This window comes from Paucibacter soli (assembly GCF_037482845.1).
GTDB lineage: Bacteria > Pseudomonadota > Gammaproteobacteria > Burkholderiales > Burkholderiaceae_C > Paucibacter_B > Paucibacter_B soli.
On record NZ_JBBHJW010000013.1, the window covers coordinates 113,377 to 136,997 of the forward strand.

The following is a 23,621-nucleotide window of genomic DNA, read 5'->3' on the forward strand; positions in this document are numbered from 1 at the left end:
GGGACTCAGCAGCGCGGCAAGGCGCCGTGGTCGGAGTCCGGCGAGCAGGACCTGATCCTCCCCATGATGCTGACGATGTGCCGCACCACTGCGCCGTCCTTGGCGCTGATCTCGATCGTGGCGGCCGAACTGACCGTGCCCTGCTCACCCTTGAAGGTCATGCGACCGACGTTGGAGCGTATCTGGGTAGCGCTGCTGCTGGGCAACCAATGCGCACGGACCAGCGCGCCTGCCGTACCGCAGCTGACCTTGCCGGTGTTGTCGCAGGCGCAGTCCGTCGTCTTGCCCATATGCATCCAATAGCAGGAGCCCTCGGCGCCGTCGGCAAAGCTCAGATGGATGCTGCTGCCGCTGCGCACCGATTCGCTGCGGGCGTACTGCAAATCGACGTAGAGCTCAGAGGCAACGGCATGCAGGCGGCTGCGTTCGCGCAAATGCCTCAAGGCTTGCAGTGCGGGCAGCGAGAGCAGGCACAGTATGGCGAGGCATATGCAGATCTCCAGCACGGAGACACCGCTGGAGTTTCGCCACGCGGCTGCGCGTCGCTGCTGTGTTGAGCCGTCCATGAAGCACCTCGCCGTTCAAGCCTTGGCGGTGCTGAAAACTTAGCGCGTGGTATCCGGTGTTTCATTCACCCCAAAGTGGGAGTGATGGGGGTGGTCAGATCTCGCGTATCAGCTGCCGGAACTCGTCCACATCTTCGAAGCTGCGGTAGACCGAGGCAAAGCGCACATAGGCCACTTTGTCGATGCGCTTGAGCTCGCGCATCACCAACTCGCCCAGCCGGGTGGACGGAATTTCCTTGGCGCCGCTTGCGAGCAGTTTTTCGTGGATGCGCTCCAGCGCTGCATCGATCTGCTCGATGCTCACCGGGCGTTTGCGCAGCGCCAGCTGCATGGATGCGCGCACCTTGCTCGGATCGAACTCGGCGCGCGTGCCATCCTTCTTGACCACCGCGGGCATGGCGATTTCCGCCCGTTCGTAGGTGGTGAAGCGCTTCTCGCAGCCCTGGCAGCGGCGCCGCCGACGCACCACGTCGCCCTCGTCGGACTCCCGGGTTTCGGCAACCTGGGTTTCGTGGTGTCCGCAAAAAGGGCAACGCATATGGGGCGGCGGCTCGGCTCAGCGGTAGACGGGGAAGTCGCGCGTCAGCGCGGCCACCTTGGCGCGCACCGCTTCGAGATTCGCCTCGTCGTGCGGCTTGTCGAGCACATCGGCGATCAGGTGCGCGGTCTGGCGTACCTGCTCTTCCTTGAAGCCGCGTGTCGTCATGGCCGGCGTGCCCAGGCGGATGCCGCTGGTGACCATGGGCTTCTGCGGATCGTTGGGGATGCCGTTCTTGTTACAGGTCATGTGGGCCTTGCCCAACAGGGCCTCGGCTTCCTTGCCGGTCAGGCCCTTGGGACGCAGGTCCACCAGCATCACATGGCTTTCGGTACCGCCCGAGACGATGCGCAGACCGCGCGCTATCAGCGTCTCGGCCAGCACCTTGGCGTTCTTCACCACCTGTTCCTGGTAGGCCTTGAACTCGGGCGTCAGCGCCTCCTTGAAGGCCACCGCCTTGCCGGCGATCACATGCATCAGCGGGCCGCCCTGGATGCCGGGGAAGATCGCGCTGTTGATCTGCTTGGCCACATGCTCCTTCATCAGGATGATGCCGCCGCGCGGGCCGCGCAGGCTCTTGTGGGTGGTGGAGGTCACCACATCGGCATGCGGCACCGGGTTGGGGTAGACGCCCGCGGCGATCAGGCCGGCGTAATGCGCCATGTCCACCATGAAATAGGCGCCGATTTCCTTGGCCACCTTGGCAAAGCGCTCGAAATTGATGCGCAGGCTGAAGGCCGAGGCGCCGGCGATGATGAGCTTGGGCTTGTGCTCGCGCGCCAGACGCTCCATCGCCTCGTAATCGATGTCTTCCTGCTCGGTCAGGCCGTAGCTGACGACCTTGAACCACTTGCCGCTCATGTTCAGCGGCATGCCGTGGGTCAGGTGGCCGCCTTCGGACAGGCTCATGCCCATGATGGTGTCGCCCGGCTGCAGCAGCGCGAAGAACACGCCCTGGTTGGCCTGCGAACCCGAGTTGGGCTGCACATTGGCATGCTCGGCGCCGAACAGCTGCTTGACGCGGTCGATCGCCAGCTGCTCCACCACATCCACGTATTCGCAACCGCCGTAGTAACGCTTGCCGGGATAGCCCTCGGCGTACTTGTTGGTCAGCTGGCTGCCCTGCGCCTGCATGACCGCCGGCGAGGTGTAGTTCTCCGAGGCGATCAGCTCGATATGGTCTTCCTGGCGCTGGTTCTCATTCAGCACGGCGGCCCACAGGTCGGGGTCTACGTTGGCGAGAGTCGATTGGCTGCGGTCAAACATGGTGTTGGGATGCTGGCTGTACGTTGGAGCCCGACGGCCACGTCACGACGCGGTGCAGGCTGCCCAGGCGAACGGCAAAAAAAGCTGACACGAAGCAGAGCCCATGGCAGTTCGCGCTCCCCGGTGGTCAACCACCTCGGGCCGGCATGGCAATGCATGGCGGCCTTCATCGCCAGTCGCGCGAAGGCTGCAGTGTAGCGGACGATTCCCGGCACATTAGGGTTGTGCCGGGTGGGGCAGTACGTCAATGTGCGAGCGCGATACGCTCATCCGCCACTGCGGGCACCACCGGCTTGGCAACGGGCGGCCGGCCGCTGGCCACCGCCTTGAGCTGCTCGTGCTCGGCCAGCACGCGGCCGGCATAGCCGGCGTCGTCTGGCAGATTGGCGGCGCCAACGTAATAGCGCAGGCCTTCCTCCACGCCACCGGCGCGCTGGATGCATTCCTTCAGCACCTGCACACCGACGCGCAGATTGGTGATGGGGTCGAAAGCGGCGTGGTTGCCGCCGAAGACTTCGTACTTGTCGTCATGCACGCGGGTCATCACCTGCATCAGGCCCTGGGCGCCCACGGCGCTCTGTGCAAACGGGTTGAAGCCGGACTCGATGGCCATGATGGCCAGGATCAGGGTGGGCTCGACACGGGCGCGCTGGCCGATCTCGAAGGCCTCCTTGACGAGGCGGCTGACCGGTTCTGGCGCCACCTTGTAGCGGCGCGCCAGCCACATCGCCACGGCGGCCTGCTGGCGCGGCAGTTCCTTGGGGTCGGTGGCGGTGGCACGGCCGATCGCGTCCGGCTCGGCCAGCGTGCTCAGCATGTCGCCGGAGGCCTCGGCGCGAGCTTCCTGGCGGGCGTGCAGCCAGCCGAAGACCTCGCCTTCCAGGCGCTGGCGCAAATCGGCCTGGCTGTAGAACACCATCAAGGCAGCAACCAGGGCAAAACCCAAGAGGGCAAACGTGTTGTGGCTCACTACCAGCAGACCTTGGCCAATGTCCTTGACGAACAGGGACAGGGCAGCGCCGGTATCGCGGGCCAGGGATATCAGACTTTGACGCGCTGTCATGCGACTCCTTTCTTCTCCGTCCGGCGGCGAGCCCGGGCACAAGGCCAGGGTTCACTGCCCGACAGTGATAATGGGCCGGCTTGTCGCAACGCGGATCCGGTCGGATCCAGGCGCTACTGCTCGGCGTCCATCGGCAGCGGGGCGTCTGCAAGCTCCCACACTCGCAGACACGGGTTATCCCTGAAGGATCTCAGGGATGGGCGGATTCTAGGTTGCAAAAATAACCCGTCAAGCTTATGACTCGGGCCTCTAATTACTATTTGTTATGAAATACAGGGATCTGCGCGACTTCATGGCCGGCCTGGAGCGCATCGGAGAATTGCGCCGAGTCGACCAGCAGCTGTCGGTCAAGCTTGAAATGACCGCTTTAAGCGACAGAGTATTGCGCGCCGAAGGGCCTGCCCTGCTGTTCGAACGGCCAGAGGGCTACCAAATCCCAGTCCTCGCCAATTTGTTTGGCACCCCTAAACGCGTGGCGCTGGGCATGGGCGCCGACAGCCTGGCCGATCTGCGCGACGTCGGTCATGTGCTGGCCAGCCTGAAGGAACCCGAGCCGCCCAAGGGGCTCAAGGACGCGGGTCGGCTGTTGCAGATGGCCAAGGCGCTGTGGGACATGAAGCCGCAGCTGGTGCGCCATGCGGCCTGTCAGGAAGAGGTGTTCGAAGGGGCGGATGTGGACCTGAAGCGCCTGCCCATCCAGACCTGCTGGCCCGGCGACGTGGGGCCCTTGCTGACCTGGGGCCTGGTGGTGACGCGCGGCCCGCAGTCCGTGCCGCAGCCGCGGCTGCGCCAAAACCTGGGCATCTACCGCCAACAACTCATTGGCCGGCGCCAACTCATCATGCGCTGGCTGGCGCACCGTGGCGGCGCGCTGGATTTTCGCGACTTCAGCCGCGCCAACCCCGGCCAGGCCTTCCCGATCGCGGTGGCCCTGGGCGCCGATCCGGCCACCATCCTGGGCGCGGTCACGCCGGTGCCCGACAGTCTGTCGGAGTACCAGTTTGCCGGTCTGCTGCGCGGCGGCCGTACCGAATTGGTGAACGCCTCGGTTGGCGAGGCCGGCCGGCTGCTGCAGGTGCCCGCCAGCGCCGAAATCGTGCTGGAGGGGCATATCCCGCCGGCGCCTAAGGGCTATGTCGGGCAGAGCGAGGACGGCATCGCGCTGAAGGAACTGAACGGCTATCTGCACGCCCTGGAAGGCCCCTTCGGTGACCACACCGGCTATTACAACGAACAGGACTGGTTCCCTGTGTTCGAGGTGCAGCGCCTGACCCAACGCCGCGAACCCATCTACCACTCCACCTATACCGGCAAGCCGCCCGACGAACCCGCCGTGCTGGGCGTGGCGCTCAATGAGGTGTTCGTGCCCATCTTGCAGAAGCAGTTCAGCGAGATCGTGGACTTCTACCTGCCGCCGGAAGGCTGCAGCTACCGCATGGCTGTGATTTCGATCCGCAAGGCCTATCCGGGCCATGCCAAGCGCCTGATGTTCGGGCTCTGGAGCTTTCTGCGCCAGTTCATGTACACCAAGTTCATCGTGGTGGTGGATGAAGACGTCAATATCCGCGACTGGAAGGAAGTCATCTGGGCCATCACCACCCGCATGGACCCAGTGCGCGACACCACCCTGGTGGATCAGACGCCGATCGACTACCTGGACTTCGCTTCGCCGGTGAGCGGTCTGGGCGGCAAGATGGGCTTGGATGCCACCAACAAATGGCCCGGCGAAACGGCGCGCGAATGGGGGCGCACCATCAGCATGCCGGTCGAGGTTGAGGCGCGCGCCACCGAACTCTTCGAACAGTTGTTTTCTTCGAGCCAGGTCAAGCCCGGATAAACCTGGGGCTGTCAGGCCTTGAAAGGGGTCTGGCGCTCACCTACTGTTGGAAGGCCTTTACAGGCAAAACCTCTGGCGCAGTCTCTGCGCGCCAGGAGCCCTGCGGCAGCTAGCTGCGGAGCCCCAACCGGCGGCGTCAGCCGTCCACCCCTTCCAGGCGCAGGCTTGGGAGGGGTTTCTATTTCTGCTGGTTGTGCTGCCGATCAATGCCCCAGCCTCAGTGCCAGCCATTCGTAGACGGCATAGCGGGTTCTGGCCAGGCCTTCGCTGGATGGCAGCCAATCCAGCGCTTCGAGCGGGGCATCGGGAGCTCGCAGCCCCACGGGGGCGGCGATCAACTCGACCTGCGCACCGAAGGCGAGCCGGAAATGATGCAGGGCACGCGGCATATGCTGGACATGGGTGACCAGCACCAGTCGGCGCAGGCCTGTCGGCTTGAGCAAGGCGGCGCTGTACCGCGCGTTGTCGCGAGTGTCCTTCGCCTGGTCTTCGAGCCACTGCAGCCGCAGGCCCAACAGCTCGCGGGCATAGGCCTCGGCAAGCTCGGCCTCGCTCTGGTCTCCGGGCTTGCCGTTGCGACTCAGGCCGCCCGTGAATGCCAGCGGCAGCTGGGCCTGCTTGGCCAGCCAGGCGCCGTAGTTGAGCCGCTCGATCGACAAGGGCTTGAGCCAGCCCGAGCGGACCTCGGGCACATCCTGGCGCGCCCCGGCGCCCAACACCAGAATGGCGGTGTGCTCTGCCACGCGGGGGTCGGACGGGGTCGGCAGCGGCCATTGCAGGGCCGGCACTTGTTCCCCCAGCAGCAGGCGCGCGGCGGTGACGGCGCCGACTTCGGTACAAGACAGCCAGGCCCCGCTCAGTCCGATGACCAACAAGGCGCGCGCCCAGCCCTTGGCTCGCTGCCGCAGCAGCCAGGCCAGCAAGACCAGGAACAGCAGCGGTGCCGGCGGGAGACTGAGGGCTTGCGCCATGCTGCGCAGCCCGCTTGCAAGACTTTCAAGAGCAATCATCGCCGGCAGTATCGCGTAGGCTCATCGCCTCGGGATAATGGTGGCCGACTCCTGCAAACACGACGCACATGACCTTGACGATACGCGCCCCCTGGATGAAACGCTTGGGCGCCGCGGTGCTGGCCTTGCTGGGCCTGCTCGTGCTGCTCAGCTGGGCGCTGCCGCGCTGGATTGAAAGCCGCGGCGTCGAGCAGGCCAGTCAGTTGCTGGGCCGGCCTGTGCACCTGGAATCGGCTCGCTTTGAACCCTGGCGCCTCGGCCTGGTGCTGAACGGCCTGCGCATCGATGGCCCGGCCGGCAGCGCTGCGCCGCTCTTGAGCCTGCGCCGCCTGGATGCGGCGCTCTCGCTGCGCTCGATCTGGCATTTCAGCCCGGTGCTGGCCTCGCTCCAGATCGAGGCGCCGGTGCTGCGCCTGAGCCGGCTCGCGCCGGGCCGCTACGACATCGATGACCTGATCCAGCGCTTCGGCACCAGCAGCGCATCGCCCGAGCAGGCGTCGTCGGGCGTCGCGCTCTACAACATCCGGCTCAGCGAGGGTCAGGTCTTGCTGAACGACGTGCCGGCTGGCGGCCAGCATGCCCTGAGCGAGCTGCGCCTGGACCTGCCCTTCATCTCCACCCTGGAGACCGATGTGGCGGTGCATGTGCAGCCGCTGCTGTCCGGCCGGCTGAACGGCGTGCGGTTCCAGCACAAGGCCGATGCCCAGCCCTTTGCCAAGACGCGCAGCGCGCAACTGACGCTGCACCTGGACGAGCTCGACCTCAAACCCTATCTGGGCTACTGGCCCAAGGCCTTGCCGGTGAGTCTGAGCCAGGGTCGGGTAGCGGCGGATCTCGCCGTCAACTTTGCCCAGCCCGAGGGCAAGCCGCCCAGCGTCTCCATCAGCGGCAGTATTCGCACCCGCGACCTGGCGTTGCAGCAGGGCGGGCAAGTCCTGCTGGCATGGCAGGCGCTGACGCTGCTGCTGACCGATGTGCAGCCGCTGGCTCGCAGCGCCAAGCTGGCCGAGCTGAATTGGCAGGCGCCGGTGCTGAAACTGCGCCGGCGTGCCGACGGGCGGTTGGCCCTGCCGGGGCTGGGGGACGCGTCGGCCCCTGCGCAAGCGCCGTCCACAAGCGATCGGCCCTGGCGCCTGCAGCTGGATCGCTTCATTCTGGCCGGCGGGCAGCTTGGCTGGCGCGATGAGAGCAGCAAGCCGGCGGCCGAGCTGGGCCTGCGGGAGCTGAACCTGAAGCTCGCGCGGCTGCAATGGCCGCTGGCCGGCGAGGCCAGCCTGGAGTTGCAGTCGCTGCTGTCGCCGCCCAACGCCGCCAACGCTACCGAAGCGGCCCGCTTGAGCGCCCAGGGCCAGCTGCGGCCGGCCGGCCTGGATGTCGACGCGGCGTTGCAAGGCCTGCAACTGGCCTGGGTCGCGCCCTACACGGCGGCGCTCTCGCCGCTCAAATTGCAGGGCCTGGCGCGGGCCGAGGCGCATCTGGCCTGGCCTTTCGGCGAAGGCGCTGCGCCTAGCCTCGCGCTGAAGAAACTCAGCCTGGAGGGCTTGAAGGCCTGGGAGCCCGCTGATGGTCGCGCTGCGCCCAGCCTGCAGTTAGCCTCCGTGCAGCTGGATCAGGCCGAACTGGACCTGGGCAGGCGCAGCGCCAAGCTGGGCAGGCTGAGCATCGTTGAACCGCGCCTGGCATTGCGTCGGGCGGCCGATGGGCGCTGGAATCCGCAGTCCTGGCAGGTGGCCAGCGCGCCCGCGCCAGCCGCAGCGCAGGCCTCGCCCGGTTGGACATTCAAGCTTGGCGCCCTGCAACTCGCCAAGGGGCGCGTGAGCCTGCAACAAGATGCGCTGGCGCATCCGGTGGAGGCAGAACAAGGCATCCTGGTCGACGAACTGAAGCTTGATCTGGCCGACCTGGCCTGGCCGGCCAAGGCCGGATCGCCCAGGCTGCCGGCCTCGCTGAGCTTGGCGTTGGCGCCGCTGGGCGGCACCGCGGCCAAGCCTGCCGAGCGCGGCCGGCTCAGCTGGCAGGGCAAGCTTGGCTTGCAGCCATTGGCCCTGCAAGGCGCGCTGCGCGCCGAGCGCCTGCCGCTGCAACTGCTGGACCCCTATCTGGATCCCCAGCTGGGCCTGCATCTGGCGCATGCGGAGCTGGGCCTAAAGGCCCAGCTGAGCCTGGCCAGCGCTGCCGAGGGCCTGCAGGCCCAGCTGGATGGCGATCTGCTGCTGGCCGATCTGCGCCTGCAGCAGGCGCGCCTGCGCGAGGGGCAGCGCGTGCTTGGCGAAGACCTGCTGAACTGGCAGGCACTCAATCTGGCGGGGCTCAGGCTCGCGCTGCAGCCCGGCCAGGAAGCGCGCGTGCAGGTCGAGCAGGCCAGCCTGAACGATTTCTACGCGCGCCTCATCATCAACGAGGAGGGCCAGTTCAATCTGCGCGACCTCGGCGCGGCCGAGCGCCAGCAGGTGGCCGCGCAGCTTGAGGCCGCGGCGGCACCCAAGCCCAGCATCAGCGTGGCGCAGACGCGCGTGTTGAACGGCCGGGTCGATTTCAGCGACCGCTACATCCGCCCCAATTACAGCGCCCGGCTGAGCGATCTGAATGGTGCCCTCGGTGCCTTCAGCTCCGAGCGTAGCGAGATGGCCGAGCTCAAGCTGAAGGGCCGCGTGGCCGGCACCGGCCTGCTGGACATCGGCGGCCGCATCAACCCCGGCGTCTCGCCGCCCATCATGGACCTGAGCGCCAGCGCCACCGACATCGAGCTGGCGCCACTCTCGCCCTATGCCGGCAAGTACGCGGGCTATGCGATCGAGCGCGGCAAGCTCTCGACCCGGCTGCAATACCGCATCGAGCCGGGTGGTGCGCTGCAGGCCGAGAACCAGGTGATACTGAATCAGCTCAGCTTCGGCGAGCGCATCGACAGCCCCGACGCGACCAAGCTGCCGGTGCTGCTGGCGGTGGCCCTGTTGAAGGACAGGCATGGCGTGATCGACGTCAACCTGCCCATCAGCGGCTCGATCAACGATCCGCAATTCAGCGTCGGTGGCCTGGTCTTCAAGCTGATCCTGAACCTCATTGGCAAGGCGCTGACGGCGCCGTTCTCGCTGCTCGCGGGCGGCGGCGGACCGGATCTGAGCCAGGTGGAGTTCGTGCCGGGTGCGCCGCAGCTCGCCGAGGCCAGCTTGCCGGCGCTGGACAAGCTGGCCAGCGCCCTGCTGGACCGCCCGCAGCTCAATCTCACCGTCACCGCCTACGCCAACCCGGCCACCGAAGGCCAGGCCATGCAGCAGTTGCATGTGGAGCGGCTGCTGGTGCAGGAGCGCCGCCGCGAGCTGCAGCGCCAGCAGACCGCGCAGGCCCAGGCCGATGCCGAGAGCGGCAGCATCAGCCTCAGCGAGGCCGAGCGTCAGCGCCTGCTCAAGCAGGTCTATGGCGCCGCCAAGCTGCCGGGCAAGCCACGCAATCTGATCGGCCTGGCCAAGGACATTCCGGCGGACGAGATGCGGGCGCTGCTGGCGGCCGACCACAGGGTTACGCCAGAGCTGCTGCGCCAGCTGGCGCTGGAACGCGGCGTGGCGGTGCGCGACGCCTTGATCGCCCGCGGCGTGCCCAACGAGCGCCTGTTCCTGGCTGCGCCCAAGCTGGCGTCCCCGGAGGAGGGCGCCGAGGCCAAGGCCTGGCTGCCGCACGCGGAGCTCTCGCTGGCCGCACAATGAGAGCCCCTGCCGGGCGGTGCCGCCCGGCGAACCGAATGGAGATCCTGCACCGTGGGCCAAGCCGCAAATACCGTGACCGACGAAGCAAACGGCAACGAGCAACTCATCACCGTGGCCGGGGGCTGCTTCTGGTGCCTGGAGGCGGTGTACGAGCGCGTGCAGGGCGTGCTGGGCGTCGAGTCGGGCTATAGCAATGGCCACGCACAGCAGCCCGCGTACGAGCAGGTCTGCTCTGGCTCGACCGGACATGCCGAAGTGGTGCGGGTGCGCTTCGACCCGCGGCAGATCAGTCTGCGCGAGATCCTGGAGATCTTCTTCGTGATCCATGACCCGACCACGCTGAACAGCCAGGGTGCCGACGTCGGCACGCAATACCGCTCGGGCATCTATTTCCACGATGCCCAACAGGAACAGCTGGCGCGCGCGGTGCTGGACGAGGTGCAGCATCTGCATCAGGGCCGCGCCGTCACCGAGCTGCAGCCCGAGCGCAACTACTGGCCCGCGGAGGCCTATCACCAGCATTACTACGCGCGCCATCCCGATCAGGGCTACTGTGCCTTCGTGGTGGCCGCCAAGGTGGACAAATTCCTGGCCACCTTCGCCCGCCATGTACGCCGCGCTTCCTGAGACCGCGTGCGTTCCATGATCGAGACCAGGCGGCTGGCCTATGCCTATGCAGGGGGTACGCGGCTCGGCTTTCCCGACCTGTGCCTGCCCGCCGGCGGCCACCTGCTGTTGCAAGGGCCGTCGGGCTGCGGCAAGAGCACCTTGCTGGCCCTGCTGGCCGGGCTGCTGAGCGCCAGCGAGGGCGAGCTGCGCGTGGCTGGCACCGAGCTGGGCAAGCTCGGCGCACGGGCGCGCGATGCCTGGCGCGGTCGACAGCTGGGCTTTGTGCCGCAGCGCCTGCACCTCAGCAGCAGCCTCAGCGTGCGCGAGAACCTGGCCATGCCCTATGTGGCGGCCGGCCTGCCGCCCGATGCGGCACGCAGCGCCAGCCTGATGGCGCGGCTGGGCATTGCCGCGCTGGCCGAGCGTCGGCCGCACCAGCTCAGCGTGGGCCAGGCGCAGCGCGTGGCGCTGGCGCGTGCGCTGCTGCGCCAGCCGCGCCTGCTGCTGGCCGACGAACCCACAGCCAACCTGGATGACGCCGCCGCCGCCGCGGTGTTGGACCTGCTGACCGAGTCGGCCGAGCAGGAGGGCCTGAGCCTGGTGCTGGCCACCCACGACGCCCGCGTGGCCAGCATGATGGCCGCCTTGCCAGGCCTGCAGATACTGCGCCTCGAAGGAGCCGCGGCATGAGGCTGGCGGCGTTGGCCTGGCGCTATCTCTGGTCGCGGCCGCTGGCCAGCCTGCTCAACCTGGCGCTGCTGAGCCTGGGGCTGGCGGCGATGAGCTTTGTGATGCTGTGCAGCGAGCAGCTGGAGGCCGGGCTGCGCCGCGACCTGGCCGGTGTCGATCTGGTGGTGGGCGCCAAGGGCAGCCCGATGCAGATCATGCTGGCGGGCCTGTTCCATCTGGATGTGCCGACCGGCAACATCCCGCTGCAAACGCTGGCGCAGCTGCGCGCCCAGCCGCTGGTGGCGCGCGCCATCCCGCTGGCGCTGGGCGACAGCCTGCGCGGCTACCGCATCGTCGGCACCGAGCCCGACTACCTGGCGCAGTACCAGGCCGAGCTGGCGCAGGGCGCGCTGTGGCAGCGGCCGCTGCAGGCCGTGCTGGGCGCCGAGGTGGCGCGCCGGACCGGGCTGCGTCCGGGCGATCAATTCGCCGGCAGCCATGGCCTGGGCCAGGAGGGCGAGGCGCATGAGCGGCAGCCCTACGAGGTGGTGGGCGTGCTCAAGCCCAGCGGCAGCGTGCTGGACCGGCTGGTGCTGACCGATCTGGCCTCGGTCTGGGCGCTGCACGGGCGTGAAGACGATGCGGCCGACGCGCCAGAGCGCGAGATCACCATGCTGCTGCTGAGCTACCGCAGCCCGCTGGCCGCGGCCAGCCTACCGCGCTGGGTGAACGCCCAGCCCGGTCTGCAGGCGGCCGCGCCGGCGCTGGAGACCGCGCGCCTGTTCCGCATGCTTGGCCTGGGCGCCGAGGTCTTGCGCGGCTTTGCCCTGGTGCTGTTGCTGGCCTCGGCGTTGTCGGTGCTGGTGGGCCTGCTGAGCGCGGTGCGCGAGCGGCAGGGCGATCTGGCGATGCTGCGCATGCTGGGCGCGCCGGCCTGGCGGGTGGCGGCGCTGGTGAGCCTGGAGGCGGTCTGGCTGGCGCTGCTGGCCAGCGTGCTGGGCCTGGCGCTGGGCCATGGCCTGGCGCAGGGCCTGGGCGTGCTGCTGGCCGAGCAACAGTCGCTGCGGCTGACCGGTGCCTGGTGGAGCAGCTGGGAATGGGCGGTGGTGGGCCTTGCCCTGCTGCTGGCGCTGGCCAGCGCGGCCTGGCCGGCCTGGCGCGCCTTTCGCCTCGACGTCACCGAGCTGCTGCAGAGCCCGCGTTGAGCTATTGTTCGGTGGCACGAGAAACAACAAGGTCTTGAGCTTGCAAACCATGAATTCCAAGAACCGCTTTTCGAGCATCGCTGTGCTGGCGCTGGCCCTGATGCTGGGCATGGCAGGCGCATGGGCGCAGAGCCCCGCGATCGGCCAGGGCCCTGGCTACCACGACCCGCGCAGCCCCTTCAAGCCCCTGCAGGAGCGCGAGGGCATCCTGCCATGGCAGTTGCTGTCCTCGGTGACGAGCAAGGCCGAGAAGAACCGCCTGGTGCCGAGCTTCCCGAGCGCGGTGCAGGCGCTGGACAAGCAAAAGGTCAAGGTGCAGGGCTTCATGCTGCCGCTCGAGCCCGGTGACAAGCAGCGCCATTTCTTGCTCTCTTCGGTGCCCACCAGCTGCTCCTTCTGCGTGCCCGCCGGCCCCGAGGGCCTGGTGGAGGTGCGCAGCAAGAATCCGGTGCGCTACACGCTCGAGCCGGTGGTGGTGGAGGGCACGCTGGCGGTGCTCGGCGACGATCCCTACGGCATGTATTACCGCGTCAGCGACGCGCAGCAGCTCGGTAACTGAACTCAGGGCGCCAATCGCTCCTGCAACCAGCTGCCATCCTCCTGCAGGCGGTAGCGTAGCCGGTCGTGCAGGCGCGACTTGCGTCCCTGCCAGAACTCCCAGCTGTCGGGCACCAGGCGCAAGCCGCCCCAGTGTGGCGGCCGCGCCGGGTTGAGCCCATGCTGCACGGCGGCCTTGGCGGCATTGGCCACCAGCACCGCGCGCGAACTGATCACCTGGCTTTGCGGCGAGGCCCAGGCACCCAGGCGCGAATCGAGCGGCCGGCTGGCGTAATAGACGTCGGACTCGGCGGCGCTGGTGCGTTCCACGCGGCCCTCGATGCGCACCACCCGCTCCAGCTCCACCCAATGGAACTGCAGCGCGGCAAAGGGGTTTGCGGCCAGCTCGCGGCCCTTGCGGCTGTCGTAATTCGTGTACCAGACGATGCCGCGCGCGTCATAGTCCTTGATCAGCACCACGCGCGTGGAGGGGCGGCCATCCGCGCCCACGGTGGCCAGCGTCATGGCATTGGGCTCCGGCAACTCGGCCGCCAGGGCTTCGCCCAGCCAGCGCCGGAATTGCTCTAGCGGTGCCTGGGCCAGGGTGGATTCGTCGAGCTCGGCACGTTCGTAGCTCTTGCGCAGGTCGGAGAGTTTTTTGTTGTTCATCTGCCTAGTATCCGTCCCCGCAACCGGTGACGGTAGAAAGCCTTAAGTGAAGTCACCACTAGGCCCTGCAAGGGGCGGCGGGCATGCTTGCCGCAGGAGAAGTGCCCGCGGGCTTGCTTAGAACACAATTCGACATGCGGGCAACCGAGGGCTAGATGGAAGGCATGATCCAGATGACAAAACGGCGACCTGCAGTCGTCGTGCTTGCGGCGGGACGCGGCATGCGTTTTCGCGGCGCAGGGCACAAGCTGGAGCAATCCCTGGGCGACGAGACCGTGCTGGCGCGCACCATAGGCCATGCGATTGCCAGCGGCATGCGCGTGGTGGTGGTGACGACCGCTGCGCTGGAACCCAGCGTGAAACGCGTGCTTGCCTCCAGCGAGCTGGTGCTGGTGCCCGAGCTGAATGCGCGCGGCCAGCCCAATCCGCTGGGCATGGGTTTTTCGATCGCGGCCGGTGTCAGCGCCACCGGCGACGCCGATGGCTGGCTGATCGTGCCGGGCGACATGCCGATGCTGCGTGCCAGCAGCATGGTGGCGGTGGCGCAGGCGCTCGAGCAATACCCGGTGGCCTATGCGCAGTACCGCGGCCAGCGCGGCCATCCTGTGGGTTTCAGCGCCGAGCTCTATTCCGAGCTCGTGGGGCTACAGGGCGACGAGGGCGCACGCCGGCTGGTGGCGCGCTATCCGGCCCAGGGGGTGGAACTGGACGACCCCGGCGTGCTGCTGGACGTCGATACCGATGAGGACCTGGCGCGTGTGCGCGCGCACGCGGCGGGTCAGTCCTGAATGCCGGCCGCCACAAGGCCATGCGCCACGGCCAGCGCCAGCTGGCGCTCCATGTCACGGTCGTGGATGCCGTGCTCGCGCAGGCCCGCCACCGAAAGCGCCAGATAGTCCAGCGTGCTGCCATAGCGCCCCTGCGCGTGGCGCAGGATGTGCAGCAGCTCCGCATCGGCGACGGCGCCCACATAGCCGGGGCTCTTGCGCGAGAGCGTGAAGCTCAGGCCCTTGAAGCTGCCCGCCGGCGTGCGGCAATCCAGCCAGCGCGGATCGTAGGAACCCACCACCATCTCGCGCGCCCACAGCGCCTCCAGCACCTGCTGGCTGTGCGCCGGCGCCACGCGGTAGAGCAGGCCGCGGCAGCTGCCACCCGATAGCAGGGTCAGCACCAGGCCGGGCTGCGTGCGGCTGCCGCGGTTCACCAGCGAGCGCAGGCGCAGCGCGCGGTGATAGCCATGCACGGCGGCGGGCCAGCGCTCCAGCGGGGCAAAGCCAGGTTTCCAGATCAGCGACCCGTAGGCGAACACCATGAGGCCGCGCCGGCGGTCCCATTGCTGGCTGGCCAGCGCCAGCAGCTGCTGGCTGCGTGGGGCTAGCGCGCTGAGATCGACGCGCTCGGCAGGACTTGTCTGCATGGTCCGCATGCTGCCACATGCGCAAGCACAGGCCGGCGCGCGCCGCCCTGGGGCTTGCCCGCTTGCCAGGCGCAAGGCTGCGGCGAGAATGCGCGCTTCCGTGATGAAGTCCAAGCCCCTTGCCTCACTGTTGCGCCTGATGGCCCTGCTGACGCTGTGCGTCGGCCTGGCCACGCCCGCGGCCGCGCAGGGCGAGGAGGCCTCGGCCACGCTGCGCAAGGTGCGCGACACCGGCGTGATCGTGCTGGGCTACCGCGTGGCCTCGGCACCGTTCTCCTACCTGGACGCCAAGCTCAAGCCGATCGGCTACTCGATCGACCTCTGCCAGCGCGTCGTCGAGGCGGTGAGGAAGCGCCTGGAGCTGCCCGACTTGGAGGTCAAACTGATCGCGGTGAGTTCGGCCACCCGCATGCCCCTGGTGGCCAACGGCAGCGTGGACCTGGAATGCGGCATCACCACCAACACCATCGAGCGGCAGAAGACCCAGGCCTTCTCGATCACCACCTTCGTGGCCGAGAGCCGCCTGCTTTCCAAGCGCGCAAGCGAGATCCGCGGCCTGGAGGACCTGCGCGGCAAGGCGGTGGCCACCACCATCGCCACCACCAGCATCCAGTTCCTGCACCAGCTCAACCAGAGCCGCCGCCTGGAGATGAAGATCCTGGGCGGCATGGACGACAAGGACGCCTTCCGCCTGCTGCAGACCGACCGCGCGGTGGCCTACGCGATGGACGACGTACTGCTGCGCAGCGCCCTGGCTGGGGTGGCCAATCCGGGCGATTACGTGATCTCGGACGAGGCGCTCAGCGTCGAGCCCTATGCCCTGGGCCTGCCGCGCGATGATGCGGGCTTCAAGCAGTTGGTGGACGGGGTGCTGGCCGATCTCTACAAGCGCGGCGAGATCCACGCCATCTACCAGCGCTGGTTCCAGGCACCGATACCGCCGCGCGGCATCAATCTGCAGCTCGCCATGAACGAGGCTTTCAAGCGCGTCATCGCCAAGCCTACCGACACGGCCGATCCGGCCCATTACCGCTAGCCGGGCTGGCGGAACTTCTCCAGGTCGATGGCGTGGCGGTGCAGCTTGTCGTAGAGCGTCTTCTTGGCAATGCCCAGCATCTCCATCGCCACCGGCACCTTGCCGCCGGCGCGCCGCAGGGCCTGCTCGATGAGGGCCTTTTCCACCAGGTCCATATGCTGGGCCAGGCTGGGCAGGCCGGCGCCGGTCTCGGCCGCGCTCACGCCCTCGCCGCTGCCGATCGCCAGCACGAAGCGGTCGGCGGCATTGCGGATCTCGCGCACATTGCCGGGCCAGTCGTGCGCCATCAGCTCGCGCAGGCGCTGTGGCGTCAGCTCCGGGGCAGGGCGCTCGTAGCGGGCGCAGGCCTGGGCCACGAAATGCTCGAACAGCAGCGGGATGTCCTCGCGCCGCTCGCGCAGCGGTGGTAGCTCCAGCGTCGCCACATTGAGCCGGTAGTAGAGGTCGCCGCGGAACTTCTGCTGCTCGCTCAAGGCGCGCAGATCGGCCTTGGTGGCGGCGATGAAGCGCACATTGATGGGCAGTTCGTCGTTGGAGCCCAGGCGTTCCAGGCGGCGCTCCTGCAGCACGCGCAAAAGCTTGATCTGCAGCGTGATCGGCATGGTCTCGATCTCATCCAGCAGCAGGGTGCCGCCGTTGGCATGCTCGATCTTGCCGATGCGGCGCTTGGCCGCCGAGGTGAAGGCGCCGGGCTCGTGGCCGAACAGCTCGCTCTCGAACAGCGCCTCGGGCAGGCCGCCGCAGTTGATGGCGACGAAGTGGCGGTCGCGCCGGTGGCTCTGGTCGTGCAGGCAGCGCGCCACCAGCTCCTTGCCGGTGCCGGTCTCGCCCAGGATCATCACGTCGGCTGAGGTGTCAGCGAGGTTGAGGATCTGCGCCCGCACCTGCTCGATCGCGGCCGACTTGCCCAGCAGCACCGCCTCGATGCCGCTGCGCCGCTGCAGCTGGGCGCGCAGCTCGTCCACCGCAACGCGCAGCACGCGCTTGTCGAGTGCGCGGCGCGCGGTCTCGACGAAGCGCTCGGGCGCGAAGGGCTTCTCGATGAAATCGTAGGCGCCGCTGCGCATCGCGCGCACCGCCATCGCGATATCGCCATGACCAGTGATCAGCACCACCGGGATGCCGGCGTCGGTGGCCATCACATGGTCCAGCACCGCCAGGCCATCCATGCCGGGCAGGCGCACATCGGTCACCACCACCAGCTGGGCGCCGGGCTGGATCTGCGCCAGCGCCTCCTCGGCGGAGCCGCAGGCCTGCACCTCCAGGCCTTCGAGTTCCAGCGTCTGCGCCAGACTGGCGCGCACCGCTGGGTCGTCCTCGATGAAGAGGACCTTGTAACCTTCAAACATGGGCATCCCTGTCGACCGCCTTGAGGTCGAAAACAAAACTCATCCCGGCGGCATGCGGGCCGCGACGCGCCCGCAGCGTGCCGCCGAACTCATGCACGATTTTCGTTGAGATCACCAGGCCCAGGCCCAGCCCCTGGCCGGGCGGCTTGGTGGTGAAGAAGGGCTCGAACAGGCGCGCGATGGCGGCATCGTCCATGCCGGTGCCGGTATCGCTGACGCGCACCACCACGCGGTCGCCGGCGCGCGCCGCGCTGATGCCGACCCAGCGCTCGGTGGAATCCTTCACCGCGTCGAGCGCGTTCGCCAGCAGGTTCACCAGCACCTGCTCGAGGCGGTTGCCGTCGCAATGCACCAGCAGCTCCTCATGCACCTCGACACGCAGGCGCACACCCTCGGATTCGATGCGGTGCTCCATCAAGAGGCGCACATTCGTGACCGCCTCGGCCAGCGAGACCGGCGCATAGACCACCTCGGCCTTGCGCGCAAAGCTCTTGAGCTGGCGCGTGATGCGGCTCATGCGCTCGACCACGTCGTCGATCATGCGCAGGTTGTCGGCCACCGACGCGTGGCGGCCCTTTTCCAGCAGCTGCAGGCTGTTGCGCGAGAGCGCGCGCAGCGCGGTGAGCGGCTGGTTGATCTCGTGCGTGATGCCGGTCGACATCTGGCCCAGCACCGCCAGCTTGCCGGCCTGCATCAGCTCGTCCTCGGCCTGGATGCGTTGCGCGATCTGGCGCTTCAGCTCCTCGTTGGTGCTGCGCAGCTCGCGCGTGCGCTCGGCCACCACCCCCTCCAGCTGCACCTGCGCCAGTTGCAGCTCGTCGCGGGCACGCGAGAGCTGCAGCAGTGCGCGCTTGCGCGAGGCCAGGTAGAGCGCCAGCATGCCCACGCTGGCGCCCACCGCGCCACCACCCCAGCCTGCATAGCGGGCCTGGGCCCAGACTTCGCTGGGGTCGGAGAGCGCCAGCAGGCGCACGCCGGCGGTCACCGCGGCGCGCTGCTGCGCCAGCAGCTGGCGCGGCCGGCCGCGCGGCCCCACATCGGCATCGTCGCGCGGCGCCGCCACCAGGCTGCTGTCTTCCTGCTCCAGCACCTCGGGTGCCAGACCGATCGGCTCGAGCGTCGCGCCGGCATAGCGCCCGCTGGTCTCGAGTTCGAGCCGGCGCGCCTCGTCGAGTTCGCCCAGCACGCGGTATTTCCAGCGCGGCACCGAGGACATGATGACGACGCCGTGCTCGTCCACCACCAGCAACTTCTCGCCCTGCGAGCGCAGCCCCAGGTCCACCCAGGTGGCTTCCAGCGGCGCGAGGTCCAGCTTCACAACGATCAGCGCCTGCAGGCGCTCGCCGCGGCGCACCGGGTGCACCAGGTAGTACTCGGTGCTGGCCTGCTCGCGGTTGGCGGCAAAGAAATGGCCGGGCGCCTCGTTGAGCGCCAGCGCCTGCGTCAGCACGCCCGGCTCCACCGCCACATTGGCCTGGGCCTGGCTGCTGGACAAGACCTGACCCTGGGGGGTGGCGATGAAGCTCATCAGCGCACCGGCACGCACATTGATGCGCGCCAGGCGCAGGCTGGCGCGCTGGCGCAGCGTCGCCTCGCCGGGGGCCTTGAGCATCGCCGCCACCTCCTCGTCGATGGCGATCAGGCTGGGCAGATAGGCGTGGCGGGCCAGCTCGGCCTCCAGCATGGCCGCATACAGCTCCAGGCGCTCGGCCGCCACCGCGTTCAGCTGCGCGATGCCGTTGCGCTCGCTCCAGCGCTGGCCCAGCCAGAGGCCGGCGCCCAGCAGTATCAGGGTCAGCCAGACCATGAAGCTGGGGCGCGACAGGCGCCGCCGTAGCCGCGCCGGCCAGCCGGGCGTCAACGACAGCAAGCGCTGGCCGCGCCAGGAGGAAGAAGAGGAATCAGCGAACCGCATGAGCTTGCGTAGTGTGCCCAACATTCGGGCCGGCGGCGGCATGCCCGGCTTGGCGGGGGCACCGCCTGCCGCCTCGCTGCATGTCGGTTTGTGCCGAAGTCCGCACGCCCCGGCTGGCGCCAGTGTCGATTTCCGCCCTCCCTGGCGGCGATCGGGTGCGCGGCGGGCCCGTCAGCCCTGGGTGATCTCGGTGATTACCCGAGGCTTGTGATTTTTGGCACGGGTGTTGCAAACCCTGGCCTCAGTCTGACGGCTGATCCGTCACAAAAAGGAAGTAAGCAGATGGAGACTTTTTTGCAACAGATCATCAATGGTCTGGTGCTCGGGAGCATGTATGCGCTCGTGGCACTGGGCTACACGATGGTCTACGGCATCATCAACCTGATCAATTTCGCCCATGGCGAGATCCTCATGGTCGGGGCACTCGTGAGCTGGACCGTGGTCAGCGCCCTGGCTGACACCGGTCTGCCGGGCTGGGCGCTGATGGTGGTGGCACTGCTGTGCGCCATCGTCGTGTGCACCCTGCTCAATTTCGCGGTCGAGCGCATTGCCTACCGGCCGCTGCGTAATGCGCCGCGGCTGGCACCGCTGATCACCGCGATGGGCATGTCGCTGCTGCTGCAGACCCTGGCGATGATCGTCTGGAAGCCCAATCCCAAGCCCTTCCCGCTGTTGCTGCCCTCGGTGGCGATCGACCTGGGCGGGCCGGTGATCACGGTCACGCAAATCCTGATCCTGGTGCTCACCTTCATCATCCTGGGCGGCCTGCTGTTCCTGGTGAACCACACCAAGCTGGGTCGTGCGATGCGCGCCACCGCCGAGAACCCGCGCGTGGCGGGCCTGATGGGTGTGAAGCCCGATGTGGTGATCTCGGCCACCTTTGTGATCGGTGCGGCGCTGGCCGCCGTGGCCGGTCTGATGTGGGCGGCCAACTACGGCACGGTGCAGCACTCGATGGGCTTCATGCCGGGACTGAAGGCCTTCACCGCCGCGGTGCTGGGCGGCATTGGCAACCTCGCCGGCGCGATGCTGGGCGGGGTGGTGCTGGGCCTGATCGAGGCTATCGGCGCGGGCTATCTGGGCGACCTTACGGGTGGTGTGCTGGGCAGCCATTACGCCGACATCTTCGCCTTTGTGGCGCTGATCCTGGTGCTGACCCTGCGCCCCTCGGGCCTGCTGGGCGAGCGCGTGGCCGATCGTGCCTAAGGAGTACACGATGCAAAACAACAAACTATTCGTCTTTCTGGCGGCCGCCATCGGCCTGCTGATCGTGCCGCTGTTCGTGCAGCAACTGGGCAACGGCCCGGTGCGCATCCTGGACCTGGCCCTGCTCTATGTGATGCTGGCCCTGGGTCTTAACATCGTGGTGGGCTATGCGGGCCTGCTGGACCTGGGCTATGTGGCCTTCTATGCGGTGGGCTCGTACATGTTCGCGCTGCTGGCCAGCCCGCATCTGAGCGAGAACTTCGAGTCCATCCTGGCGATGTTCCCGGGCGGCCTGCATTCGCCGCTGTGGGTGATCGTGCCGCTGGGGGCAGGTCTTGCCGGCATCTTCGGCGTGCTGCTGGGGGCACCGACGCTGAAGCTGCGCGGCGACTACCTGGCCATCGTGACCCTGGGTTTTGGCGAAATCATCCGCGTGTTCCTGAACAACCTGGAGCATCCGGTCAACATCACCAACGGCCCGCGCGGCATCGGCCAGATCGACGCGATCCACTTCTTCGGCATCGACCTGGGTAAGCCGCTGGAGGTGTTCGGCTTCACGCTGCCGTCGGTGACGCTGTACTACTACCTGTTCCTGGCGCTGGTGGTGTTCACCGTGATCATCTGCTATCGCCTTGAGAACTCGCGCATCGGCCGCGCCTGGATGGCGATCCGCGAGGACGAGATCGCCGCCAAGGCGATGGGCATCAACACCCGCAACCTCAAGCTGCTGGCCTTCGGCATGGGCGCCACCTTCGGCGGCGTGGCGGGTTCGATGTTCGCGTCCTTCCAGGGTTTCGTCAGCCCCGAGTCCTTCAGCCTGCAGGAGTCGGTGATGATCGTGGCCATGGTGGTGCTGGGCGGCATCGGCCATATCCCGGGCGTGATCCTGGGCGCGCTCTTGCTCTCGGCGCTGCCGGAAGTGCTGCGTTATGTGGCCGGCCCGCTGCAGGAAATGACCGGTGGCCGGCTGGACGCCGCCATCCTGCGACAACTGCTGGTGGCACTGGCGATGATAGGCATCATGCTCTCGCGCCCGCGCGGCCTCTGGCCCGCGCGTGAACACGGCAAGGGTGCGCCCCAGCCGGTGAGCAAGTGAGCAGCAGCAAAGAGAGCAACAGCATGAGCGAACAGCAAACCGTATTGAAAGTCGCCGGCGTCTCCAAGCGCTTCGGTGGCCTGCAAGCCCTCTCGGACGTGGGCATCCAGATCAACAAGGGCCAGGTCTACGGCCTGATTGGCCCCAACGGCGCCGGCAAGACCACCTTCTTCAACGTCATCACCGGCCTGTACACGCCCGACTCGGGCACCTTCGAGCTGGGCGGCGCGCCCTATGCACCCACCGCGGTGCACCAGGTCGCCAAGACCGGCATCGCGCGCACCTTCCAGAACATCCGCCTGTTCGCGGAGATGACGGCGCTGGAGAACGTGATGGTGGGGCGCCATGTGCGCACCCATTCCGGCCTCATCGGCGCGGTGTTCCGCACCCCCGGCTTCAAGGCCGAGGAGGCAGCGATTGCCAAGCGCGCCCAGGAACTGCTCGATTACGTGGGCATAGGCAAGTACGCGGAGTTCAAGGCGCGCACCCTGAGCTATGGCGACCAGCGCCGCCTGGAGATTGCGCGGGCACTGGCCACCGACCCCAAGCTGATTGCGCTGGACGAACCCGCCGCCGGCATGAACGCCACCGAGAAGGTGGTGCTGCGCGAGCTGATCGACCGCATCCGCAACGATGGCCGCACCATCCTCCTGATCGAGCATGACGTGAAGCTGGTGATGGGCTTGTGCGACCGCGTCACCGTGCTGGACTATGGCAAGCAGATTGCCGAGGGCACGCCGGCCGATGTGCAGCGCAACGAGAAGGTGATCGAGGCCTACCTCGGCGCCGGCCACAAAGCACATTGACTCACCCCCTACGCGCTGCGCGCGCCCCCTCAAGGGGGCGAGCACCTAGGGCCGGCAAAGCCGGACCCTGGCGCTCCGCTGGAGGCGCGTGCGGTCAATCGAACGAATGGAGTCATCAATGACGAATCAAGTACTGCTCAAGGTCAGCGGCCTGAAGGTCGCTTACGGCGGCATCCAGGCCGTCAAGGGCGTGAGTTTCGAGGTGCGCCAAGGCGAGCTGGTGAGCCTGATCGGCGCCAACGGCGCCGGCAAGACCACCACGCTGAAGGCCGTGACCGGCCTGCAGCCGGTGGCCGACGGCGAGATCGAATACCTGGGCAAGCCCATCAAGGGCCAGGGCGCCTGGGACCTGGTCAAACAGGGCCTGGTGATGGTGCCCGAAGGGCGCGGCACCTTCACGCGCATGACCATCACCGAGAACCTGCAGATGGGCGCCTATATCCGCAGCGACAAGGCCGAGATCCTGGCCGACATCGACAAGGTGTTTGCGATCTTTCCGCGCCTGAAGGAGCGCCGCAACCAGCTGGCCGGCACTATGTCGGGCGGCGAGCAGCAGATGCTGGCGATGGGCCGCGCGCTGATGGCCAAACCAAAGGTGCTGCTGCTGGATGAACCCTCGATGGGCCTCTCGCCCATCATGGTGGACAAGATCTTCGAGGTCGTGAACGACATTCACGGCCAGGGCGTGACCATTCTGCTGGTGGAGCAGAACGCCAGCCGGGCGCTCGCCGCGGCGAACCGCGGCTATGTGATGGAGAGCGGCATCGTCACCATGACCGGCGAAGGCAAGCACCTGCTCAACGACCCCAAGGTGCGCGCCGCCTACCTGGGCGAGTGAGCACCCAACAGCAACGAGTTCCAGCGGGCAATTAGCCGGCCAGGGAAGGGCGTGCGCCCGCGCGCCACGCAAAAGCCGCGAAATGACTTCCCCGGCCGGCACAACACATCGGAGATAGACAAACCTATGACCTCCCTCATGACGAAACCCACCCTGATTGCCGCTGCGGCCATGCTGCTCGGCGCGGCGCCCGCGATGGCGCAAGACCTGGTCGTGAAGATCGGCCACGTTGGCCCCACCAGCGGCGCGATTGCCCACCTGGGCAAGGACAATGAGTTGGGCGCCCGT

Annotated in this window: 21 protein-coding genes, 1 pseudogene and 1 riboswitch; of the genes and pseudogenes, 13 read left to right on the plus strand and 9 right to left on the minus strand. The window is 67.7% G+C overall.

From position 1 onward, the window contains the following. Window positions 1–5 precede the first annotated feature (5 nt). From WG898_RS23400 to WG898_RS23415, 4 genes are all read right to left on the minus strand, one after another. The gene (locus tag WG898_RS23400) at window positions 6–434 is read right to left on the minus strand and encodes a GspH/FimT family protein (RefSeq protein WP_339605193.1); all 429 of its coding nucleotides are present in this window, start codon (window positions 432–434) and stop codon (window positions 6–8) included. A gap of 226 nt (window positions 435–660) precedes the next feature. Further along, window positions 661–1,104 carry a transcriptional regulator NrdR gene (gene nrdR / locus WG898_RS23405; RefSeq protein WP_285232098.1) on the minus strand — a complete coding sequence of 148 codons (444 nt, stop codon included), beginning with the start codon at window positions 1,102–1,104 and terminating at the stop codon, window positions 661–663. Between the two features lie 18 nt (window positions 1,105–1,122). After that, window positions 1,123–2,370, minus strand: a complete 1,248-nt coding sequence (gene glyA / locus WG898_RS23410) for a serine hydroxymethyltransferase (protein WP_339605194.1) — start codon at window positions 2,368–2,370, stop codon at window positions 1,123–1,125. 54 nt (window positions 2,371–2,424) lie between these two features. After that, a riboswitch (ZMP/ZTP riboswitch) is annotated at window positions 2,425–2,560 on the minus strand. A 54-nt stretch (window positions 2,561–2,614) separates the two neighbouring features. Further along, window positions 2,615–3,433 (minus strand): transglycosylase SLT domain-containing protein, encoded by an 819-nt coding sequence (locus tag WG898_RS23415; protein ID WP_339605195.1) that lies wholly within the window; start codon window positions 3,431–3,433, stop codon window positions 2,615–2,617. Between the two features lie 265 nt (window positions 3,434–3,698). Between WG898_RS23415 and WG898_RS23420 the strand changes: the two genes are divergently transcribed. Further along, complete coding sequence (locus tag WG898_RS23420) at window positions 3,699–5,270, plus strand: UbiD family decarboxylase (protein ID WP_339605196.1); 1,572 nt, start codon at window positions 3,699–3,701, stop codon at window positions 5,268–5,270. Window positions 5,271–5,473: 203 nt separating this feature from the next. Here WG898_RS23420 and WG898_RS23425 read toward each other — a convergent pair whose 3' ends face one another. After that, window positions 5,474–6,280 (minus strand): YdcF family protein, encoded by an 807-nt coding sequence (locus WG898_RS23425; protein ID WP_339605197.1) that lies wholly within the window; start codon window positions 6,278–6,280, stop codon window positions 5,474–5,476. Between the two features lie 68 nt (window positions 6,281–6,348). Here WG898_RS23425 and WG898_RS23430 point away from each other — a divergent pair, with 68 nt between their 5' ends. The 5 genes from WG898_RS23430 to WG898_RS23450 are packed head-to-tail and all read left to right on the plus strand — an operon-like array spanning window position 6,349 to window position 13,023. After that, entirely contained in the window at window positions 6,349–9,981 is a 3,633-nt protein-coding gene (locus WG898_RS23430) for a DUF748 domain-containing protein (RefSeq protein WP_339605198.1), read from the plus strand. A 51-nt stretch (window positions 9,982–10,032) separates the two neighbouring features. Beyond that, window positions 10,033–10,608: a peptide-methionine (S)-S-oxide reductase MsrA gene (gene msrA / locus WG898_RS23435; RefSeq protein WP_339605199.1), complete on the plus strand. Its 576-nt coding sequence runs from the start codon at window positions 10,033–10,035 to the stop codon at window positions 10,606–10,608. A gap of 15 nt (window positions 10,609–10,623) precedes the next feature. Further along, entirely contained in the window at window positions 10,624–11,280 is a 657-nt protein-coding gene (locus WG898_RS23440; protein ID WP_339605200.1) for an ATP-binding cassette domain-containing protein, read from the plus strand. Beyond that, a complete protein-coding gene (locus WG898_RS23445) occupies window positions 11,277–12,464 on the plus strand; it encodes an ABC transporter permease (protein ID WP_339605201.1) in 1,188 nt (395 codons plus the stop codon). The genes WG898_RS23440 and WG898_RS23445 overlap by 4 nt, the downstream gene beginning before the upstream one ends. Before the next feature lie 49 nt (window positions 12,465–12,513). Further along, complete coding sequence (locus WG898_RS23450; RefSeq protein ID WP_339605202.1) at window positions 12,514–13,023, plus strand: DUF3299 domain-containing protein; 510 nt, start codon at window positions 12,514–12,516, stop codon at window positions 13,021–13,023. Window positions 13,024–13,025: 2 nt separating this feature from the next. Here WG898_RS23450 and pdxH read toward each other — a convergent pair whose 3' ends face one another. After that, the gene (gene pdxH, locus WG898_RS23455) at window positions 13,026–13,670 is read right to left on the minus strand and encodes a pyridoxamine 5'-phosphate oxidase (RefSeq protein ID WP_339605203.1); all 645 of its coding nucleotides are present in this window, start codon (window positions 13,668–13,670) and stop codon (window positions 13,026–13,028) included. 221 nt (window positions 13,671–13,891) lie between these two features. Here pdxH and WG898_RS23460 point away from each other — a divergent pair, with 221 nt between their 5' ends. Then, the gene (locus WG898_RS23460) at window positions 13,892–14,458 is read left to right on the plus strand and encodes a nucleotidyltransferase family protein (protein ID WP_444718992.1); all 567 of its coding nucleotides are present in this window, start codon (window positions 13,892–13,894) and stop codon (window positions 14,456–14,458) included. Here WG898_RS23460 and WG898_RS23465 read toward each other — a convergent pair. After that, window positions 14,449–15,087 (minus strand): gamma-glutamylcyclotransferase, encoded by a 639-nt coding sequence (locus WG898_RS23465; RefSeq protein ID WP_339605205.1) that lies wholly within the window; start codon window positions 15,085–15,087, stop codon window positions 14,449–14,451. The two genes, WG898_RS23460 and WG898_RS23465, sit on opposite strands and share 10 nt — an antisense overlap. A 103-nt stretch (window positions 15,088–15,190) precedes the next feature. Between WG898_RS23465 and WG898_RS23470 the strand changes: the two genes are divergently transcribed. Next, entirely contained in the window at window positions 15,191–16,123 is a 933-nt protein-coding gene (locus WG898_RS23470) for a transporter substrate-binding domain-containing protein (RefSeq protein WP_339605206.1), read from the plus strand. Here the strand turns inward: WG898_RS23470 and WG898_RS23475 are convergent. Together WG898_RS23475 and WG898_RS23480 are read right to left on the minus strand one after the other, a co-directional pair. Next, window positions 16,120–17,472: a sigma-54-dependent transcriptional regulator gene (locus WG898_RS23475; RefSeq protein WP_339605207.1), complete on the minus strand. Its 1,353-nt coding sequence runs from the start codon at window positions 17,470–17,472 to the stop codon at window positions 16,120–16,122. The two genes, WG898_RS23470 and WG898_RS23475, sit on opposite strands and share 4 nt — an antisense overlap. Next, window positions 17,465–19,387: a sensor histidine kinase gene (locus tag WG898_RS23480; RefSeq protein ID WP_339605208.1), complete on the minus strand. Its 1,923-nt coding sequence runs from the start codon at window positions 19,385–19,387 to the stop codon at window positions 17,465–17,467. Before WG898_RS23480 ends, WG898_RS23475 begins: the two co-directional genes overlap by 8 nt. 282 nt (window positions 19,388–19,669) lie before the next feature. On the opposite strand from WG898_RS23480, the gene WG898_RS23485 reads away from it, so the two are divergent. From WG898_RS23485 to WG898_RS25365, 5 genes and pseudogenes are all read left to right on the plus strand, one after another. Further along, complete coding sequence (locus tag WG898_RS23485; protein WP_339605209.1) at window positions 19,670–20,593, plus strand: branched-chain amino acid ABC transporter permease; 924 nt, start codon at window positions 19,670–19,672, stop codon at window positions 20,591–20,593. A 10-nt stretch (window positions 20,594–20,603) separates the two neighbouring features. Beyond that, on the plus strand, window positions 20,604–21,689 hold the full coding sequence (locus WG898_RS23490; RefSeq protein ID WP_339605210.1) for an ABC transporter permease subunit: 1,086 nt from the start codon (window positions 20,604–20,606) through the stop codon (window positions 21,687–21,689). A 23-nt stretch (window positions 21,690–21,712) separates the two neighbouring features. Next, the gene (locus WG898_RS23495; protein WP_339605211.1) at window positions 21,713–22,495 is read left to right on the plus strand and encodes an ABC transporter ATP-binding protein; all 783 of its coding nucleotides are present in this window, start codon (window positions 21,713–21,715) and stop codon (window positions 22,493–22,495) included. 118 nt (window positions 22,496–22,613) lie between these two features. Further along, a complete protein-coding gene (locus tag WG898_RS23500; RefSeq protein ID WP_339605212.1) occupies window positions 22,614–23,333 on the plus strand; it encodes an ABC transporter ATP-binding protein in 720 nt (239 codons plus the stop codon). Between the two features lie 138 nt (window positions 23,334–23,471). After that, a pseudogene (locus tag WG898_RS25365) lies at window positions 23,472–23,621 on the plus strand (branched-chain amino acid ABC transporter substrate-binding protein); the annotation flags it as partial.

Bases quoted from the DNA above. Each gene is read 5' to 3' on its own strand.
- nrdR (WP_285232098.1), bottom strand. From the start codon at position 1,104: ATGCGTTGCCCTTTTTGCGGACACCACGAAACCCAGGTTGCCGAAACC.
- glyA (WP_339605194.1), bottom strand. From the start codon at position 2,370: ATGTTTGACCGCAGCCAATCGACTCTCGCCAACGTAGACCCCGACCTG.
- WG898_RS23415 (WP_339605195.1), bottom strand. From the start codon at position 3,433: ATGACAGCGCGTCAAAGTCTGATATCCCTGGCCCGCGATACCGGCGCT.
- WG898_RS23420 (WP_339605196.1), top strand. From the start codon at position 3,699: ATGAAATACAGGGATCTGCGCGACTTCATGGCCGGCCTGGAGCGCATC.
- WG898_RS23425 (WP_339605197.1), bottom strand. From the start codon at position 6,280: ATGATTGCTCTTGAAAGTCTTGCAAGCGGGCTGCGCAGCATGGCGCAA.
- WG898_RS23430 (WP_339605198.1), top strand. From the start codon at position 6,349: ATGACCTTGACGATACGCGCCCCCTGGATGAAACGCTTGGGCGCCGCG.
- WG898_RS23440 (WP_339605200.1), top strand. From the start codon at position 10,624: ATGATCGAGACCAGGCGGCTGGCCTATGCCTATGCAGGGGGTACGCGG.
- WG898_RS23445 (WP_339605201.1), top strand. From the start codon at position 11,277: ATGAGGCTGGCGGCGTTGGCCTGGCGCTATCTCTGGTCGCGGCCGCTG.
- WG898_RS23450 (WP_339605202.1), top strand. From the start codon at position 12,514: ATGAATTCCAAGAACCGCTTTTCGAGCATCGCTGTGCTGGCGCTGGCC.
- pdxH (WP_339605203.1), bottom strand. From the start codon at position 13,670: ATGAACAACAAAAAACTCTCCGACCTGCGCAAGAGCTACGAACGTGCC.
- WG898_RS23460 (WP_444718992.1), top strand. From the start codon at position 13,892: ATGCGTTTTCGCGGCGCAGGGCACAAGCTGGAGCAATCCCTGGGCGAC.
- WG898_RS23465 (WP_339605205.1), bottom strand. From the start codon at position 15,087: ATGCAGACAAGTCCTGCCGAGCGCGTCGATCTCAGCGCGCTAGCCCCA.
- WG898_RS23470 (WP_339605206.1), top strand. From the start codon at position 15,191: ATGAAGTCCAAGCCCCTTGCCTCACTGTTGCGCCTGATGGCCCTGCTG.
- WG898_RS23475 (WP_339605207.1), bottom strand. From the start codon at position 17,472: ATGTTTGAAGGTTACAAGGTCCTCTTCATCGAGGACGACCCAGCGGTG.
- WG898_RS23480 (WP_339605208.1), bottom strand. From the start codon at position 19,387: ATGCGGTTCGCTGATTCCTCTTCTTCCTCCTGGCGCGGCCAGCGCTTG.
- WG898_RS23485 (WP_339605209.1), top strand. From the start codon at position 19,670: ATGGAGACTTTTTTGCAACAGATCATCAATGGTCTGGTGCTCGGGAGC.
- WG898_RS23490 (WP_339605210.1), top strand. From the start codon at position 20,604: ATGCAAAACAACAAACTATTCGTCTTTCTGGCGGCCGCCATCGGCCTG.
- WG898_RS23495 (WP_339605211.1), top strand. From the start codon at position 21,713: ATGAGCGAACAGCAAACCGTATTGAAAGTCGCCGGCGTCTCCAAGCGC.
- WG898_RS23500 (WP_339605212.1), top strand. From the start codon at position 22,614: ATGACGAATCAAGTACTGCTCAAGGTCAGCGGCCTGAAGGTCGCTTAC.